17 protein-coding genes are annotated in these 15,158 nt (G+C 39.0%); 7 read left to right on the top strand and 10 right to left on the bottom strand.

Features of this window, described 5'->3' with window-relative positions:
• Window positions 1-40 precede the first annotated feature (40 nt).
• The 3 genes from phaC to ACFQRG_RS04165 all read right to left on the bottom strand — a co-directional run bounded on the left by phaC (window position 41) and on the right by ACFQRG_RS04165 (window position 2,416).
• Window positions 41-1,129: a class III poly(R)-hydroxyalkanoic acid synthase subunit PhaC gene (gene phaC / locus ACFQRG_RS04175; protein ID WP_380963971.1), complete on the bottom strand. Its 1,089-nt coding sequence runs from the start codon at window positions 1,127-1,129 to the stop codon at window positions 41-43.
• A gap of 64 nt (window positions 1,130-1,193) precedes the next feature.
• A complete protein-coding gene (locus ACFQRG_RS04170) occupies window positions 1,194-1,937 on the bottom strand; it encodes a 3-oxoacyl-ACP reductase (RefSeq protein ID WP_380963969.1) in 744 nt (247 codons plus the stop codon).
• A gap of 41 nt (window positions 1,938-1,978) precedes the next feature.
• On the bottom strand, window positions 1,979-2,416 hold the full coding sequence (locus ACFQRG_RS04165; RefSeq protein WP_380963966.1) for a polyhydroxyalkanoic acid synthase subunit PhaR: 438 nt from the start codon (window positions 2,414-2,416) through the stop codon (window positions 1,979-1,981).
• 269 nt (window positions 2,417-2,685) lie between these two features.
• On the opposite strand from ACFQRG_RS04165, the gene phaQ reads away from it, so the two are divergent.
• The 3 genes from phaQ (at window position 2,686) to fabG (ending at window position 4,600) form a co-directional block, all read left to right on the top strand.
• A complete protein-coding gene (gene phaQ, locus ACFQRG_RS04160; protein WP_380963964.1) occupies window positions 2,686-3,114 on the top strand; it encodes a poly-beta-hydroxybutyrate-responsive repressor in 429 nt (142 codons plus the stop codon).
• Window positions 3,115-3,169: 55 nt separating this feature from the next.
• The gene (locus ACFQRG_RS04155) at window positions 3,170-3,721 is read left to right on the top strand and encodes a hypothetical protein (RefSeq protein ID WP_380963961.1); all 552 of its coding nucleotides are present in this window, start codon (window positions 3,170-3,172) and stop codon (window positions 3,719-3,721) included.
• Window positions 3,722-3,865: 144 nt separating this feature from the next.
• On the top strand, window positions 3,866-4,600 hold the full coding sequence (gene fabG, locus ACFQRG_RS04150) for a 3-oxoacyl-[acyl-carrier-protein] reductase (RefSeq protein ID WP_380963959.1): 735 nt from the start codon (window positions 3,866-3,868) through the stop codon (window positions 4,598-4,600).
• A gap of 41 nt (window positions 4,601-4,641) precedes the next feature.
• On the opposite strand, the gene ACFQRG_RS04145 is transcribed toward fabG, so the two are convergent.
• The 4 genes from ACFQRG_RS04145 to ACFQRG_RS04130 all read right to left on the bottom strand — a co-directional run bounded on the left by ACFQRG_RS04145 (window position 4,642) and on the right by ACFQRG_RS04130 (window position 8,856).
• Window positions 4,642-5,055: a universal stress protein gene (locus ACFQRG_RS04145; RefSeq protein ID WP_380963956.1), complete on the bottom strand. Its 414-nt coding sequence runs from the start codon at window positions 5,053-5,055 to the stop codon at window positions 4,642-4,644.
• A 168-nt stretch (window positions 5,056-5,223) separates the two neighbouring features.
• Window positions 5,224-5,700 carry a (2Fe-2S)-binding protein gene (locus tag ACFQRG_RS04140; protein WP_380963954.1) on the bottom strand — a complete coding sequence of 159 codons (477 nt, stop codon included), beginning with the start codon at window positions 5,698-5,700 and terminating at the stop codon, window positions 5,224-5,226.
• Window positions 5,693-6,535, bottom strand: a complete 843-nt coding sequence (locus ACFQRG_RS04135) for an FAD binding domain-containing protein (protein ID WP_380963951.1) — start codon at window positions 6,533-6,535, stop codon at window positions 5,693-5,695. The genes ACFQRG_RS04140 and ACFQRG_RS04135 overlap by 8 nt, the downstream gene beginning before the upstream one ends.
• Window positions 6,535-8,856, bottom strand: coding sequence for a xanthine dehydrogenase family protein molybdopterin-binding subunit (locus ACFQRG_RS04130; RefSeq protein ID WP_380964956.1), 2,322 nt, complete (start codon window positions 8,854-8,856; stop codon window positions 6,535-6,537). Before ACFQRG_RS04130 ends, ACFQRG_RS04135 begins: the two co-directional genes overlap by 1 nt.
• A 215-nt stretch (window positions 8,857-9,071) precedes the next feature.
• Here ACFQRG_RS04130 and ACFQRG_RS04125 point away from each other — a divergent pair, with 215 nt between their 5' ends.
• Window positions 9,072-10,703: an FMN-binding glutamate synthase family protein gene (locus ACFQRG_RS04125; RefSeq protein WP_380963949.1), complete on the top strand. Its 1,632-nt coding sequence runs from the start codon at window positions 9,072-9,074 to the stop codon at window positions 10,701-10,703.
• Between the two features lie 90 nt (window positions 10,704-10,793).
• Window positions 10,794-10,940 carry a hypothetical protein gene (locus tag ACFQRG_RS04120; protein WP_380963946.1) on the top strand — a complete coding sequence of 49 codons (147 nt, stop codon included), beginning with the start codon at window positions 10,794-10,796 and terminating at the stop codon, window positions 10,938-10,940.
• Here ACFQRG_RS04120 and ACFQRG_RS04115 read toward each other — a convergent pair.
• Window positions 10,923-11,717, bottom strand: a complete 795-nt coding sequence (locus ACFQRG_RS04115) for a GNAT family N-acetyltransferase (protein ID WP_380963944.1) — start codon at window positions 11,715-11,717, stop codon at window positions 10,923-10,925. The genes ACFQRG_RS04120 and ACFQRG_RS04115 overlap by 18 nt on opposite strands.
• Before the next feature lie 176 nt (window positions 11,718-11,893).
• Here ACFQRG_RS04115 and ACFQRG_RS04110 point away from each other — a divergent pair, with 176 nt between their 5' ends.
• Window positions 11,894-12,217, top strand: coding sequence for a YnfA family protein (locus ACFQRG_RS04110; protein ID WP_380963941.1), 324 nt, complete (start codon window positions 11,894-11,896; stop codon window positions 12,215-12,217).
• A gap of 149 nt (window positions 12,218-12,366) precedes the next feature.
• On the opposite strand, the gene ACFQRG_RS04105 is transcribed toward ACFQRG_RS04110, so the two are convergent.
• Window positions 12,367-12,567: a cold-shock protein gene (locus tag ACFQRG_RS04105; RefSeq protein ID WP_380963938.1), complete on the bottom strand. Its 201-nt coding sequence runs from the start codon at window positions 12,565-12,567 to the stop codon at window positions 12,367-12,369.
• A 41-nt stretch (window positions 12,568-12,608) separates the two neighbouring features.
• Complete coding sequence (locus tag ACFQRG_RS04100; RefSeq protein ID WP_380963935.1) at window positions 12,609-12,743, bottom strand: hypothetical protein; 135 nt, start codon at window positions 12,741-12,743, stop codon at window positions 12,609-12,611.
• 492 nt (window positions 12,744-13,235) lie between these two features.
• Here ACFQRG_RS04100 and ACFQRG_RS04095 point away from each other — a divergent pair, with 492 nt between their 5' ends.
• A complete protein-coding gene (locus tag ACFQRG_RS04095; RefSeq protein WP_380963932.1) occupies window positions 13,236-15,134 on the top strand; it encodes a terpene cyclase/mutase family protein in 1,899 nt (632 codons plus the stop codon).
• The last annotated feature ends 24 nt before the right edge of the window (window positions 15,135-15,158 follow it).

The raw sequence follows: 15,158 nt of genomic DNA, 5'->3' as shown, positions 1-15,158 counted from the left end.
TCCTTTTTAGTTTTCAGACTGTCTGAAATCAAAAAACAATTTAATTCGATCGTTTCTCCAGCCAGTTACCAACAGTCGGATAGGTAACCTTAACAGCTTTTGGTCCAAAAGTTACTGAGACATGCCCAGTAGGAAGAGAAACATACTCTTTATCTTTACTGGATACAGCATTCATTAATGCTTCCACTTGATGCGGTTGGGCTATATGGTCTCTTTCTGCAGATAAATTAAGAATATTTGCAGTAATATTCTTCAAATCAACTTTACGGCCGCGTATAACAAGTTCACCTTTAATCAGTTTGTTATGTTGATAGAAATCCCTGATCCATTGGCGGTAAGCTTCACCTGGAAATGGAATACCGTCAGCCACCCATTTTTGCAGTAATTTCCAGCTTGTAACAAACTTTTCGTTATCTGCTCGATTAATCAGATTAACATATGGGCCATAAAAATTTGTAATTGGCTTTAACATTTTGTTTCCGAAATCAATCATTTCGGGAGGAATAACACCAAGTGTTTCGACGACATTGTCGATATCGAAATATCTTTCATCAAGAAATGAACCATATAATCCGGTATCTTCAAAGTCAAATGGACTGGTCATAAAAATAAAGTTGCGAATTGGCAATTCAGGATGAAGCGCGGCAAAAATAGATGTCATTGTACCGCCCATGCAATAACCTAAAACCGAGCACTCATCAGCTTTGGATGTTCTCAATACTTTTCGGACAGCGCGCGGAATATAATCTAAAATATAGTCATCAAGCTTCATGTTTTTATCTTCATAACCGGGGGTTCCCCAGTCAAGAAGATACACATCAAAGCCGCGGTTGACTAAATATTCTACTAAACTGTTTCCTTTAGTTAAGTCTAATATATATGGTTTATTGATTAAAGCGTAAACCATTAATAACGGCAATTTATGTTTTTTGGGCTGATCGGAAACATATCGGTAAAGCTTCGCTTTATTTTTTGTCCAGATCACTTCTTTCGGCGTAAGGCCGACTTCCGGTTCCGGGTCAGTTGTCATCACTTCCGTTGCCCTTTTAATACGTGAATAAGTATCTTTGAACTCACTTGGGATTGTTTCATAGAGTTGTTTCCATTCTGTCGGACTGGAGACGCTCATAAGTTCCCACCTTCCGTATTTGCTTATGTGTTAAAGAAATTCCATGCGAACCGGCATGATTCCGTTACATGTACAATCCGCCGTTAATATTCAATTGCTGACCTGTGATATATTCACCATCTTTACAAAGGAAAGCAACACCGCGGGCAATTTCTTCCGCCTGGCCAAATCGGCGCACTGGAATTTTAGAAACGATCTGCTCGCGAACTTTTTCAGGTATTTCCTGAACCATAGCGGTGTCAATAAATCCCGGACAAATCGCATTTACTGTAACACCGCTTTTAGCAAGTTCAAGTGCAAGAGATTTTGTATATCCAATCATACCTGCTTTTGCAGCTGAATAGTTTGTTTGTCCAAAGCCTCCCGCTTGACCAATGATAGAGGAAATATTAATAATCCGTCCTGTATCTGATTCAAGGAGATAAGGCAGGGCTGCCGAAGTTGTATTATAGACGCTGTTCAGATTTACTTCGATAACGTTTTTCCAATCTTCTTCATTAAGTTTTTTGAAGGTGCGATCCCTCGTAATCCCGGCATTATTTACAACAATATCTAATCTGCCAAAACGGTCAATTGTTTCATTTACCAGTTTTTTAGACTCTTCTGCACTTGATACATCTGCCTGCACCGCATAGGCGTCGCCGCCAGCTTCCGCAATATCCATAATCAGCTTTTCCGAAGGACCTTTGCTGCTGTTATAGTTTACGACAACTCTTACACCGTGACTTGCCAATTCCTTTGAAATTGCTGCTCCTATTCCTCTGGCACCGCCTGTTACAATTGCAACTTTGTTTTTTAAATCTGCCATCTATGTGCACTCCTCTTATTTTTCTTATTTTTATTGGTATATTATTTGCTTTGTTTGACTACTTCTTTTTCTTTGCCCGCTGATGCTTTACTTTTTTCATTTAACAGGCTAAGGACCTGGTCCAGCTTATTGTTTAAATCTTTGATTTCATTTTTCAATGCTTTCTCGTTTAATTGATTGGCCTTCATTTCCTCAATAAGATCTTCCATGTTGTCAATTTTTGCATCGACATCAACAACCAGAGAGGCCACGTTTGAAATATCTTTACGTGTCGGTATATTAACCTGCTCCAAATAACCTTCTGTCGTTTGATTCATCATTTTTTTGAAGAGAAGATTTGATTCTAAGACTTTCCCCATCCACTTGGAGAAGTATTTTTCCTTCATATTCTCATCCAACACATTGCTCCAATACGATTCAGACTGGTTATAAGCTTCTTTCCATAATTCAAATGGATCAAAGTTTTTTTGTTGACTCATTGGCTCTCTCCCTTTTCATATTTTACTGTTTAATTATATAAATACTGTTTTTTCAAAACAACCTATACTATTCGGAAAAATTCGACACAACGGAGTTTTTGCTTGAAAAAATCGCAAGAAAAACATCATATAACATTATAGAAAGCGATTACAAGGGTCTTTTTATGTCGATAAATATTTTAGCTGAATTCGTTGAAATCATTTGACAAATCAAGTCCATAGGTGTAAATTACACATAAGGTTTATAAACACATTAGTGGGTGATGTACATGTCAAATAATGAAAATAAGGAGACTAAAATTTCACCGCCGAAAGATGATAAAGTGATGAACAGTACTCAAAAGAATTTAATGGTACCAGTCCTTTTGCTGACTCTGCGCGGGTGGAATTTACACGGTTACAAACTGATTCAGCAATTAGCTCAATTTGGATTCTCAACGGTTGACCAAGGCAATATATACCGGACACTGAGACAATTAGAAAAGGATAATATGGTAAAGTCTGAATGGGATACATCAACCGGAGGTCCGGCTAAGCGGATTTATTCCTTAACCGATGCAGGTGAAGCTTACTTAAAATCATGGGCGGATTCACTTGAACAATACCAGTCCATGCTAAACCGTTTCTTTAAAATGTATACTGACATGTTTATAACTAATCCTTGGTCGTCTGAAAAAGAAAAAGACAAAGAAAAGTGACACTGCAGTCTAACTGCAACCACATAGATTTTTAATTTTTTAGGAGGTTTTATTTATGGCAGCAAATAAAAAGGACTCAAACAGCACACAAAACACTTTTAATTTTGTTGACCCTTTCTGGGATAGTTTAGCAAATGGTTTAAATGCTTTCTTTGCCTCTCAAGAGCGGGTTGAAAATTTAACAATTCAAGCATTGGAATATCAAAAATCAGCCTGGGAAAAAGTAACTGGAAATTTAAACAAAATTGAGGAAGAGCAAAATAAGTTAGTTAAAGAAGTTCGAGAAAATATTAAGCAAAATATTCAAAATGTCAGCAGTGAAGAATCAAGCAAAACCTATGATCAATGGAATGACCGTCTTGATGAAATCGTCTCTCGTATTCAAAAGCTTACAGTAACACCTTATAAAGCAAATTTAAATATATTAAGCCAGTCACAAAAACAATTTGAAGGATTAATAAAGGGTGCCATCAATACGCAAGAAAAAAATCGCGAACAGCTTAAACCGCTGTTTGAAGATTCTATCAATCAGTTAAAAACAACACAAAAAGGGTTATTTGATGTTTTTGAATCAAACGCAAATGCGGCACTAAGTTTAATAAAATAACAAAATATTGTTCTACGGTCACAACGGCAGCACATAGACTAATAAAAGCAGGGAAAATGCCAATTCCAGACTTTTATGTGATTTTTTGGTCATTTTGTTGTTTGTCCCCATTGTTTATTAAATAAAAATAAAGAGGTGGGCTCATTGAAATTTACCAAAAAAGTCGTTTTAATCACCGGTGGCGCGAGAGGAATTGGCAGAAAAACTGCTGAGATGTTTATGCAAGAAGGTGCCTATGTTGTCATTTGTGATCGTGATCAGCCCTCCGATCTGCATTCATTGAAAGAAGCAGGTCAACATTCTCCAAAATTTTTAAAAGTTGATGTGACAAATACTGATCAAGTTAATGAAATGGTCAAATCAACGATAGATACTTATGGGAAAATCGATGTCTTAATTAATAATGCAGGAATTACAATTGACGGGTTTCTTACAAAAATGAATGAGGTTGATTGGGAAAAGGTCATTGCTGTCAATTTAACAGGAGTTTTCAAGTGTACGAAGGCAGTTGTACCATTTATGATGGAACAGGGTTCAGGAGTTATTCTTAATGCATCCTCTGTTGTCGGGTTGTACGGCAATATAGGTCAAACAAATTATGCGGCAACAAAAGCAGGCATACTTGGTCTGACAAAAAGTTGGGCTAAAGAGTTTGGACCAAAGGGAATTCGTGTTAATGCAGTTGCTCCCGGTTTTATCGAAACTGATATGACTTTAAAAGTTCCTGAAAAGGTACTTGACCTGATGAAAGAAAAGACACCTCTCAGAAAAATTGGCAAACCCGAAGATATCGCATCAGCTTATCTGTTCCTTGCCTCAGATGACGCAAATTATATCAACGGAACGATATTGAGCGTCGATGGCGGATTAGTTATATAAATTAAGACCATGACCTGTAATCAAGGTCATGGTCTCTTTAATTACTTAACGATTAAAACAGGGCATTCTGCTCTATGAAGCACAGTATGGCTAACGCTGCCAAGGAAAATTTCACCGATAGAACCGCGGCCTCTGCTTCCCATCACGATCATATCAGTATGATGATCTTTAGCATATTGACAAATTTCATGAGCAGGAACCCCTACTCTAATTATTTCTTCGACTTTTAATCCGCTATTTTTCAGTATTTCTTCACAGGAATCGAATATTTCTTTTCCTTCTTTCTTTCCTTCAAAACTGTTATCAGTATCAATAACCATTTCAGGGTAACTAAAAACCGTATGGATAAGCGTGACGTTGCAGTCAGACTCCCGCCCCTCACAAATACGGAGTGTTTCCTTTACCGCCTTATATGAATGCTCTGAACCATCTACGGGTACGAGTATATTATACATCCTCATCCACATCCTTATGTAATCATGTTCTTACATATATTCTATACCCTTATTAAGTCTTTGCCAAACTGCATTTTTCATATATTGTTCCTGCATTTGCCTATTTGACGGTAAATCCTGTTTCATCCAGTAGTTGGAAATCAATCACTCTTTTTCAAATTAGCTGCTTTACTGTTTATTCTTACCCATGACATCATAAACTGCTGCTTTAATTTCCTGATAAGATGTACAACGGCATATATTAGATTGCAGCCATTCTTCGATGACCGGATCCTCTGCATCAGGATGCTTTTTGATCAATCCCTCAATATTCATAATAAAACCAGGTGTACAATAACCGCACTGAAAGGCATTATTCTCAATAAACGCTCTTTGAACCGGCGATCCCATTAATCCTTCAATTGTCACAACTTCCTTACCTGCCGCCTCCAATCCCAGCATAATACATGATTTCATTGGACAACCATCAATAAGTACTGTGCAAGATCCGCAATCACCATTCAGACATCCCGGTTTCGTTCCTGTTAATCCATATTTGCCGCGTAAAACGTCAAGAAGTGTATCAGCAGCTCGAATATCCGCTTTTTTTATTTGTCCATTTACGTTTAATTTAACGGTAAAGCTTTCATAAGAAACCTTACTCAAGATCATCACCTTCTAACGCTGACAACATTTCCATCAGTGTATTTTTTAAAACAAATATCCGATATTCAGCTGAAGCTATCCAATCATTAAGAACAGGACCGGGTAAACGTTCAACAGCTTGCAAAATTCTCGTGTTTTTTGTCATGGACCGGTCATTTAAAACCGCTTCAATCTCTTTCGAACGAAACGGAAAGTCGCAAAGTCCGCTCACAGCAACACGAATTTCATCATCTTTTCTTAAAGCAGCTAACGTTAACAGCGGATAATCGATGACATCCAGCTTACGCTTTTTTACAGTATAAAAAGGCAAGGACAGCATATTGCGATCAGTGAAAAATTGAACCATCCAATCACCGTTTGCCAGATGCAGTCCCTTGTTAAATAAATCGGTAACAGGCACCATACGGCTGCCGTTCCTTCCTGCAACTAAAACGCGGCTGTCAGTTAATAAAAAAGGCAAAACAGCTTCTTTATATATAATCCTGCCGCAAATATTTCCTCCGATAGTAATTTTATTACGGGCGGTATGATCGGCAACACGACCGGCTGTTTGCCCAAGCAGCGGAAAATCCCGCATATCTGCCAAGTAAGTTAACGAAATTGATGAACCAATGACAAGCTCTTGTTCAGAGTAACCATAGACACAGCAGTCCGGTATACCCTTAATATCAATCACCGACCCGAAAGAAACTTGATTTAACCTTCCCAATGTAATAAGCTCCGTGCCGCCCGCATAATAAACCGGCTGTTTACCCTGTTCCTCAAGAATTTGAAAAAGCTTTACCGCATCCGCAACAGTTTTTGGTTTGAAATATTCAAAATCAAAACCGATCATTATTTACCACCCGTTTTCATTCGCCATATCAGTTCAGGCAATAGAGGCAGTTGATTAAGCGGAACTTCCGCCGCCCGGGAAAGACTATTGGCAAGAGCCGCAGGCATACCAATAACAGCATGCTCGCCAATGCCCCGTAATCCATAAGCCGTCTCCCGGGAAGGTGTTTCAATAAAATCTACAGTGTATTCAGGATTTTCCCCATAGCGGAGAACTTTGTACGTTCGAAATTGTGTGTTAAGAACAATATCATTTTCACTAAAAACAAATCCCTCTCTGCTCGCAAAGCTTAGCCCCATGTGCATACCGCCTCTAACTTGGCCTTTTGCAAGTTCCGGATTAATTATCGTCCCGGCATCAATAACTGTCACCGCTCTTAAAATTTTATATGTGTAATCATAAGCATTCCATTCCACTTCTACCGCTTGTGCCCCGACAGTCCAATCGGGACCGGGAACACCCTTTCCAGTCTCAGGATCTAAAAAAGTCATACCTGTTAAAGTATAATGGCCCCTTCCAATTACCTGACCTCCGACTGCGTTGCCGTTCGGATAAACATAACCATAGGCAAGCTGGCTAAATGCCAGCCTTCGCTTTGGTTCGTTTTTAACAAATACATAGCCTCCCTCGATATCTAAGTCATCCCGGGGGACTCTTAATGCTTGGGAAGCTGTATCTATTAACTGACAAATGGCATCGTCACAGGCTGACAATACCGCCCTTCCCGCCATCCACAATCCCCTGGAAGCGACAGTTTTCCAATGCTCCGGTGTTACAGAAGTGTCAATGTCCATTTTGACAAAAACTTGCTGGACATCTATTTTTAGTCTTTCTGCTGCGATTTGCGCTAAAACAGTCCGGCTGCCAGTGCCAATTTCAACAACGCCGCAACTTAGATTGACTGTCCCGTCCGCATTGAAAGTCAGAATTGCCCCTGAACCAGCATTTGTATCAATATTCGAGTTCTTCCAAAAACAACTGATCCCTTTGGCTCTTATCAGATTTGAAGCAACCTCTATTCTATCCCCTTCTTCCCAATCTATTAATTCAGCTGCTCTTTCAATACATTTGCCTGTATTGCCGATCTTACTTTCATTTAAAACGACTTGAGTCGGCGTTGTTTGCCCGGGGCGAATAGCGTTTTTAAAGCGCAGCTCTACCGGATCCATGGCCAGTTTTTCGGCCAGTGTTTCAAGCGTCCGCTCAATGGCTAAAGTTAATTCCGGATGACTAAAACCTCTGAAGGAAGTCGCGTATGGGTGATTAGTGTACATACAAAGTGAATTGCACCAAACGTTTTTAATATGATAAGGACCTGTACAATTCGTTGCAGCTGCCCGGCTCATATCAACAGCCTTATCGGAATAAGCACCGCCGTCAAACAAAAAGAGAATTTCTGCCGCTTGGAGGAAGCCATTTTGATCAGAGCCAAGTTTAACCCAGGCATCCAAACCAATATGAACCGGAGATGTAATAAAATCTTCTTCTCTGGAATTGGTCAATTGTACTTTTTGCCCGCCTGCTGCCTGAGACGCTAAATAAACAATAAATTCCAGCTGGACAGCAGACTTTCCTCCGTAAGCTCCTCCGACAAGCGGTGTATGCACAGTAATCCGGCCTTGGTCAATTCCAAAAACGTTATTAAATAATTTTTTTATTGTAAACGGCGCCTGTGAAGACGAGTAGATAATGATGTGGCCGTCCGGCATAATTTCCGCGCTGACACTACGTGTTTCCATAGCGCAGTGATCCGAAGGGGGCAGGGACACTTTTGTTTCCGCTGTAACAGAACTTGCTTGCCATCCTTGTTCCATATTACCCTTTCGTATCTTGGTAAGGTTACATATATTAGTGCCAGGTCTGGGAAATACGTCTGGAATTTTTTCATAATTGGCGAGGTTTTCATGAACAAGCGGCGCATTCTGCTGATAAGCCTGCGAGGGAGAGTGAACAACCGGCAGCGGAGAATATGATACTTTTATAAGATGGGCCGCACGTTTTGCGATGGCGAGTGTATCTGCAATAACCACTGCAACAGGTTCACCATTATATCTTACTCTATCAACAGCAATGATCGGACGGTCTTTGATTTGTTCACCTGTTAAAATATTTGCGTCTTTACCCGTCAAAATCGCATGAACGCCTGTTACACGCTCTGCTTCTGAAATGTCTACCTTATTAATCCTCGCATGTGCATAAGGACTGGTGACCATTTTGGCAAATAGGGTATTTACGGTTATCTGATCAGCCGTATACTTTGCTGTTCCAGTTACCTTTTCTACCGCATCCTTTCTAACCACACTGCGACCAATATTATGCATCATGCCATCCCCCTGAATTCAAAGATCAAATTAATCTTATACTCATTTTATTTGTTGCCATTAAATTTATGTTAGAAATAACCATCAAGGGGCGGTTACTTATGATAGGACGAAGCCCTTTCTTCCTTACTGTGTCATCAGCTTTCTATTTTTGTATATATTTACTTTTCGTTGTAAAAGATATCTCTATAAGAAAACAACGGGAGGAAGAAACATTGAACTTTGCAAATTGGTTAACAGTTATAGGATTTGTGATTATAATCCTTTTAATTATTATTGCAGGCATTACTTTCTTGGCAATGTTTTTTAAAGACCGGAAACAAGATGAGCATCCGGTTTTGCGCAATTACCCTGTATTGGGAAGAATGCGTTATTTCCTCGAAAAAGCAGGCCCTGAATTAAGACAATATCTTTACAGCGGTGACACCCAAGGCAAGCCTTTTTCCCGCTATGATTATGAACATATTGTAAAAGGGGCGAAATATAAGCGCGACGTTATCGGTTTTGGTTCACTGCGTGACTTTGACGAAAAAGGACTTTATATCCAAAATGCCTTATTTCCAAAGCAAATGGACGAACTGAAAGTTGATAATGAAACAACTTTTAAAGGTAAAAAATATGTTTTAACAAAAGATACGCTTTTCACCCAACGGAAGGAACATCTCGTACCCGAAGAAGATAAAGCCTGGCTCCTTCACGATGACGATGCAATTGTCATAGGTCCTAATACAAGACAGCCTTTTGTTGTTAAAAGTCCTGTCGGCATGTCAGCCATGAGCTTTGGCGCATTGGGCGATCACGCTATCACCGCCCTGTCACACGGACTAAACATTGCAAAAGGCACATGGATGAACACGGGTGAAGGCGGACTTTCTCCGTATCATTTAAAAGGCGGCGTTGATATTATCATGCAAATCGGTCCTGGTTTATTTGGTGTTAGGGATCGAGAAGGAAAATTTAATTGGGATGCCTTAAAAGAAAAAAATGAAATCCCGCAAATTAAAGCTTTTGAACTAAAACTGGCTCAAGGTGCAAAGGCCCGCGGCGGACACGTCGACGGCGAAAAAATCACACCGGAAATCGCAAAAATTCGATTAGTGGAACCATATAAATCAGTTGACAGCCCAAATCGCTTCCACGAATTTGACAACGTACCTGATATGTTTGATTTTATCGAGAAAATCCGTGATTTTACAGGTAAACCTGTTGGTATGAAAGTGGTTATGGGCAGCAATGCTACTGCGATTGAAATTGCAAAACATATGGCTGAAACTGGAAAAGGACCGGATTTTATTACTGTTGATGGCGGTGAAGGCGGAACAGGCGCAACATTTACAGAACTCGCTGATACAGTTGGTCTGCCAATAAAATCTGCCCTTCCAATACTAGATCTAACGCTTAGAAAGTATGGTGTGCGCGATCGTGTTAAAATCTTTGCTTCAGGCAAACTGTTTTCACCAGACCGGATTGCGATTGCGCTAGCTATGGGGGCCGATCTTGTTAACGTTGCCCGAGGGTTTATGATAACTGTAGGTTGCATTCAGGCGCTTAAATGTCACTCAAATGCTTGTCCAGTTGGTGTAGCTACAACAAACCCTGATTTACAAAAGGCACTTGTCATTGATGAGAAACAATACCGTGTTGCTAACTACCTTGTTACTCTTCGAAAAGGTTTATTCCGCCTAGCCGCTGCGGTTGGCGAGGAGTCGCCGATTCATTTCCATCCAAAACACGTCATGTTCAAGGATATTAAAGGCGAGATTACACCTTTAGAAGAAGTATACGAGCAGGTGGAAGAGAATATCCAACATGCTATCGACCGTCACGAAAAACTAAAAGCGCAATAAAAACCGAGCATAACGCCCGGTTTTTAGACTTGCCGTACATAAAATGAGATTTTAAGGAAATGCTACTCATAAGAAAGGAAGATGATTAATTTGGTTAGGAAAAAAGAAAAAATTGAAATCGATGAATTAAGACTTTATGAGCCGACAAATTATTATGAAATCATGTTAAATGACACTCAAGAAACAGAGACTGATATAACTAACAGTAACCTCGATGATTTAAATAACGAGGGTTAATACACTGATAGTAAAAAGAGACAGGCTTCCCTGTCTCTTTTTTATTAGCCCTTTTTTTTTAGAAAATATCATCACCGGAGCTACTTTTTTAAATCCTAATTTTAAATAAAGCGGATACCCCATCTGACTGGAAGCCAATAATACCATCCGTGCGCCTCTTTGCTTTGCTTCCAGCAGCATTTCCGTACACAGAGCGGTTGCCGCACCTTTTCCTCTATGTTTTGGTGAAGTATATATGTTATCCAAACAAGCTGTTTCATTAATTAATGAAAAACGGCCATGAGCAACCGGACGGCCGAGCATCCTAATATAATAATGGTAAAGGTTATCATCATCAATTTGCGATTCGTTAATAGCCCATCGGCTCAGCCTTTGATTAATATGAACGGCCTGCTTATGATTTTTTACTTTACGTACGTGATATTTTGCACTGGGATTGAATTCAATTGGTTCCAAGTCCAGATACATTAAATGTTCCCAGTGACTAAATGTATAGCCTCTTTCTTCAAAATATCCTAAAATTGAAAAGTTATCAGAAAATATTGTCACAAAATGGTCTAAATGCTGATATTTTTGATCGTTAAAATCAATATCATACAGATTATTATTCATTATAAAAAATTCATCTGTTCTTCCGCCGACATCCTCTCCAAAATCAACGTGTGTATAAGATGGATAATGATAGACTTCCGTCCTCGGCATTTTACGGCAATATATAAGACCATTAATAAAACTCATTAGCAGCTCATTGGTAAATTCAATATTTATTTTCTCCATTGTACACCGTCCCCAGCAGTAAAAAATATAAATGCATCTGAAAACTGACGTTAGTATATATTTACCTATTCACTAATCATGCAGAAAAACCTTCTGAAATGACTTAAAATATCTTTATCTAATGATCACTTATGTTAGTATACAAAATATAAGTTTTTTAAAATTGAGGGTGAAACATGAAAGCAATTATATTATTTATTTTAGCAGGGTTGGCTGAAATCGGAGGAGGATACCTTGTCTGGCTTTGGTTAAGGGAAAATGCCTCTTTTTGGTACGGTATTTTTGGAAGCCTGATATTAATTTTATACGGAATCATCCCAACATTACAGAGTTTTCCTTCATTTGGAAAGGTTTATGCTGCATATGGCGGCATCTTTATTTTATTAAGCATCTTATGGGGATGGGCGATAGATAAAAAAGCCCCGGATTTATTTGATATCATTGGCGCAGGGGTTTGTTTAATTGGTGTAGCTATCATATTATGGGCACCCAGATCTTAAATAACCTCTCCTCAACACTTCCATCTTCTATCGGCTATCTAGATAAAATCCCTGGTTATTAACATATGCCATACAGCGCTTTTTTGATCGGATCTTTTTCAATTTATATAAAAAAGGCTGCCCAATAAGGACAGCCTCTAAAGGAAAAATTATAATTTTACAACGTTAGCAGCTTGAGGACCGCGGTTGCCTTCAGCTACATCAAACTGTACCTTTTGGCCTTCTTCTAAAGTTTTGAAGCCGTCGCCTTCAATAGCGCTGAAGTGTACGAATACATCGTTGCCTTCTTCGATTTCGATAAAACCAAAACCTTTTTCTGCATTAAACCATTTTACTGTACCTGTTTTCAAAATGAAAACCTCCTAATATTATTAAATATGCTAATCGTTTATCATTTAAGAGGTTGTTTAAAAAGTCCGGGAAAAATTGCCGGCGAATTTCTTCGTTGCGTCGCCGCTCCGGTTCTCACGTAGATAATGACTACGATCCGATCCTCGCAGCTTCCGCGCCTCGAACTTCTTGGCACTTTTTGTCCTCCCTTTTAAACACGTATGATAAAAAAAATTCACATATTATAAAAAGTACCAAACTGAAGTGATAACTCTTTATAATACGTGAATTATAACCTTCATTTTGAACTATTCATGATAAGACCTAACACAAACATAGAACATAAGATTAAATATTTATTAAAACTAAAACAACGAAAGCCCTTCCTCTCTTCCATCCTTACGGCTCCGATGACCGCGCCAGTGAGAACTAGTTCTTCAATAAAATATTCTTCATACCATCCCTCTGTTCCTAAATTATTCATAAGACAGTATTTCCCAAAAACACATTTATATTAGGTCAACGATAATAGTGTACTTCATTCACCAATAAATGTCAACAATACTTCAAAAAATATTTTTTAAAATGTAACATGCACCGTATGTTCAAATAAAAATTCTCATGTTATATGTTTATTAATCATACAATGAAACCGGAACTAGTTCATTCTGAAAAGGATGATAAATTTATGGCAGCAGATATTAATCTAATAAAAAAAGCAATTGAGGAGCGTTCTAAAGCAATATTTAATCAGCAGTCATCTGACGGAGCCTGGCGTTATTGCTTTGAAGGTCCGGCTATGACCGATGCCTACATGATTATTTTACTTAAATCCCTTGATCTCCCTTATGAAACATTGATAGAAAAACTTTCGGAACGGTTAGTAAAAAAACAGCATGCCTACGGTTTTTGGAAAACATATCCAAATGAAGATGAGGGTAACCTTTCAGCAACGATTGAAGCTTATACTGCGCTTATTTATTCAGGATATAAAAAAGCCGATGACCCAATGATGAGAAAAGCTGCGGCCTATATTAGAGCCCGCGGCGGGTTAAAACACGCAGGACTTTTAACAAAGATTTTCCTTACCATGAATGGTCAATATAAGTGGCCGCGGCTGCCCTTTGAACCAAGTGCATTTGTGCTGTTACCATCATTTTCTCCTATTAATTTTTATGACTTTTCAAGCTATGCCAGGGCGCACCTTGCTCCCGTCTTATTAGCGTATAAACATCGATTTTACTTAAAAAGCGAGCATACACCGAAGCTTTATGATCTCACTGTCAGAGATTCCATATTGGATGATGGATGGCCGGAATTACAAGTTCTTTTTACAGACGTTCGTTCCATTTTTTCTTCCTTAAAAGACGAATTATTTAAACTTAAACAGCTCCCTCCTTATCTTTTTTCAAAATCTGAAAGGTTCCTTGAACAATATGTATTAAACCATCTTGAAGCAGACGGCACTTTGCTGAGTTATGCCAGTACAACCTTTTTTATGATATACGGATTACTGGCTATTGGTTACCGTAAAGAATCTGCAATTATCCAGCAGGCAGTGCAAGGCCTAATCTCCTTAATTTACTTTAACGATGAGATGATACACGTTCAAAATTCTCCTTCGACCATTTGGGACACTGCATTAATTAGCTATGCCCTAATTGAAGCCGGAAACTCTGTGGAAAATAAGCAAATAAAAAAAGCGGCCCAATTTATTAAAGAGCACCAGCAATCTTCATATGGCGATTGGTCCATACATGCACCTAATATAAAACCAGGCGGCTGGGGCTTTTCAGAATCAGATACGATACATCCGGATATCGATGATACACAAGCGGCTTTAAGATCTATTCAATGTTATGCAATGGAACATCCGCTATACAATGCTTCATTTCACAGAGGCATTAATTGGTTAATGGCGATGCAAAATATTGACGGCGGTTGGGCAGCCTTTGAAAAAGGGACAGATAACTATTTCTTGACGATGATTCCCGTAAAACATATGAAGAGTGCTGCCATTGATCCATCTACATCAGATTTAACCGGAAGAGCTCTGGAGCTCTTGGGATATTCTCTGCATCTCAATGCAAATCATAAAAAAGTAAAATCAGCCATCAAGTGGCTGAAAAGACATCAAGAAACAAATGGTTCATGGTACGGGCGCTGGGGTATTTGTTATATTTACGGCACATGGGCCGCAGTGACAGGCTTATCATCTGTCGGCATAACAAAACAGGAATTAATCATTCAAAAAGCCGTCCGATGGTTAGAAAAAATCCAACATGAAGATGGCGGATGGGGAGAGTCTTGCGAAAGTGACAGAGTAAAAAAATTTGTCGATTTGCCTTTTAGCACTGTCACACAAACAGCTTGGGCAACCGACAGCCTTATTTCTGTTTCCCCTAAACCGACACGATCAATTGAAAAAGGCATCAATTACTTGCTAAATGTTGAAAACCTGCCGGAGATGTCGTTGAATTATCCAGTCGGAGGCGGATTACCGGGCAGTTTTTATATCTTGTATCATAGTTATAAAGAGATATGGCCATTGGTGACACTCTCACATTATTATCGAAAATACAGGTAAAGAAAACTTGCTGATTAAAGAATT

The organism is Scopulibacillus cellulosilyticus (genome assembly GCF_042665295.1).
GTDB lineage: Bacteria > Bacillota > Bacilli > Bacillales > Sporolactobacillaceae > Scopulibacillus_A > Scopulibacillus_A cellulosilyticus.
The sequence above is the reverse complement of the archived record's forward strand: the minus strand, read 5'-3'. Positions and strand labels throughout refer to the sequence as shown.